Consider the following 722-nt stretch of genomic DNA (forward strand, 5'->3'; position numbering starts at 1 on the left):
GAAGCCGGGAGGGTTTGGCCCTTAGAAGTTGATGTCGATGGTGGCGCGCCGGTTGAGCGGCTCACGCACGCCGTCCGCGGTCGGACGGGCCAGATCGGTTTCACCGCGGGCGTCCAGTTGGACGACGCCGCCGGAGACACCCTGGGCGACCAGGGCGTCAGCCACGGTGCGGGCCCGGCGCTGGGACAGACCCAGGTTGTACTGGGCCGAACCCGAGGTGTCGGTGTGGCCGACGATCAGCACGCGCGTCGGGGAGCCCGAGCGAGCGTGGTTGGCCGCAGCGGTCACCACGTTGCGCGCTTCCGCGGTCAGGTCCGAGCGATCCCAGTCGAAGTAGACCACGAACTGTTCGGCAGCCGGCGCCGGCTGCCGAACAGTTCGTGGTCTACTTCGACTGGGATCGCTCGGACCTGACCGCGGAAGCGCGCAACGTGGTGACCGCTGCGGCCAACCACGCTCGCTCGGGCTCCCCGACGCGCGTGCTGATCGTCGGCCACACCGACACCTCGGGTTCGGCCCAGTACAACCTGGGTCTGTCCCAGCGCCGGGCCCGCACCGTGGCTGACGCCCTGGTCGCCCAGGGTGTCTCCGGCGGCGTCGTCCAACTGGACGCCCGCGGTGAAACCGATCTGGCCCGTCCGACCGCGGACGGCGTGCGTGAGCCGCTCAACCGGCGCGCCACCATCGACATCAACTTCTAAGGGCCAAACCCTCCCGGCTTC

2 protein-coding genes are annotated in these 722 nt (G+C 70.1%); one reads left to right on the top strand and one right to left on the bottom strand.

Translation table 11 applies throughout. The features are described from left to right. Positions 1 to 21 precede the first annotated feature (21 nt). Entirely contained in the window at positions 22 to 342 is a 321-nt protein-coding gene (locus IWC96_RS03835) for an OmpA family protein (protein ID WP_370541082.1), read from the bottom strand. 38 nt (positions 343 to 380) lie between these two features. Here IWC96_RS03835 and IWC96_RS03840 point away from each other — a divergent pair, with 38 nt between their 5' ends. Next, positions 381 to 701, top strand: coding sequence for an OmpA family protein (locus tag IWC96_RS03840; RefSeq protein WP_370541082.1), 321 nt, complete (start codon positions 381 to 383; stop codon positions 699 to 701). Positions 702 to 722 lie beyond the last annotated feature (21 nt).

Source organism: Brevundimonas sp. BAL450 (assembly GCF_015767455.1).
GTDB lineage: Bacteria > Pseudomonadota > Alphaproteobacteria > Caulobacterales > Caulobacteraceae > Brevundimonas > Brevundimonas abyssalis.